This window comes from Rubritalea sp. (assembly GCF_039830215.1).
Classification (GTDB): Bacteria; Verrucomicrobiota; Verrucomicrobiia; order Verrucomicrobiales; family Akkermansiaceae; genus Rubritalea.
This window is the reverse complement of sequence record NZ_JBDOPO010000193.1, coordinates 1-1,859: the sequence shown is the minus strand read 5'-3', so window position 1 is coordinate 1,859 and position 1,859 is coordinate 1. Positions and strand designations below refer to the sequence as shown.

Annotated in this window: 1 protein-coding gene; it reads right to left on the bottom strand. The window is 43.5% G+C overall.

Annotated features, from left to right (window positions below; all coding sequences use genetic code 11):
• Positions 1–1,288: alkaline phosphatase D family protein (locus ABGY95_RS06350; protein ID WP_347440851.1), on the bottom strand; the 1,288-nt coding region annotated here is incomplete at its 3' end.
• Positions 1,289–1,859 lie beyond the last annotated feature (571 nt).

Genomic DNA, 1,859 nt, shown 5'->3' with positions numbered 1-1,859 from the left:
GGACATTATCAATTCGCGTTACGGCAATTCTGAGATATCCACCTTTCCCTCTTCCATAATAAAGGTGATATTTTTTGTTCACATGGGCACTACCCCCGATTTTTGCATGCTCGTTGTTAATCGGTCCACTACATATTTCTATCAAACCGGTGACGGGGTCTTTGGAGGCATATTGCCAATGCCTGTCGCCGCACACGACAAATGTATTGGATAGCTGGGATAAAAAATTCCTAAGTTCATTCCCCTCGTGGGTGAAATTAGAATTCGAATGATTGTCAGTTTTCCCCTTCTTATCGGGTCCTACTACAGGCGAAGGAAAAACTACTAATTTGAACGTGGCATCCGATTCTGTTAGCGTCTTCATCAGCCATGCTTTTTGTTTTTCTCCGAGAATAGTTTTTTCTGGTCCATCTGGTATGTTGTTTGGCGAACGATAGTCACGCCCTTCGATTAACCAGAACTCCAAGTCTTTTCCCCACCTGACTCTGCGATAAGGTAATGGACCTTGAGGAGTTTGCTCCTTGAAAAGAGACAAACCGTCCTCCCACGTGATTTTACCATAGCTCTGACCAGGCCAACAATCATCCTTAAGTGTATCATGATCATCCTTCATGAAATACGAAGACACTTCGGAATGAAAATCACGGTTCCAGTCATAGGAAAACATCAAATTCCATCGTTGACGTGCAGCAGAAACTGTCTTTGACAAAGGAAAGGCCTTTCCTTTGTCATAATAAACAACGTCGCCTGTATGAATAAAAAAGTCTGGCTGGTGAGTCAGCATATGCGAGTAAGCCCAATGCCCTTTATCTGGATCATCAATGGTTTGATGACCCTGACAAGTGACCACAACAGCCTCAATATCGGCAATTTGGTCGGGATTTGGAGCCGTTTTAAATTTGGCGGTCAGTTCTTGGCCTTTTAATCCAGATTCAGAGAGCGCAATCACTGTGGCAGTATACTGAGTGTTGGACTTGAGATCACTCAGCATAATTTGACAAGTAAAGTCCTTTTGCTTATCAACGGCAATAGGCTGAAGTTCGATCATCTCCTGTTGAGCGCCTTCCGGCCAATAACGAACCAGCACACTCCCAGGCATCCCTATCGTGCTCCTTTTGTTTAAAATTGGCTTATTGGGCGAATTGACAGTTAACCTGCTCCAAATAATTGCTGTATTCTGTGACACTTCGCCGGTTTTGATACCAGAAGCGAAGGAGGGCACTGGTTCATTTGCAACTAGAAGAGTGAGGGTGTTCAGAAAAAGCCAACAAGATAATAGTGTTTTCATTTGCATAAGGTAGAGCACTGTCGCGACTGGAGTGCGTCGCATGAAAGGAATTGAAAGTTGTGACTGGATATCCTCAAACACTGGCTCAGAGTATTTTGCTGGTTCACAGCATTAGGTTTGTACCAATCGTTTCATTTCACATCATCAGTGTAGCTAGAATCTTGGCTCCTTCAAATTAATTCTTCCATCAAAATCTGTGTCTCTAATGCTGCTGATTTTTAACTACAGCTATACGCGGATGGGAATGGCTGAATCTGCGGCTGAAAGAACCCTCCATTTCTCCTGGATATCGTCACACTGGATCACGCAGTGGAGCACGTAAAGGAGTTGATGCGACTTCCTTCTTAGCAACATAATTCACAGAGGTTATTACGAGAGACCCAACTATGATTAAGATTTCTCACCATTAATCAGGCGGAAAACCAGTTAGCATTATTTCTGCTAGATATAAGCTATGAAACTTCAAGACGCACGTACGCTCACACCTAGCCAACTCGAAGATAGACGCAAGCAAGCTGTACTTCTTCGTAAACAGGGGCTCACTTATGCTGAGATTGGCGTAATTGTAGAT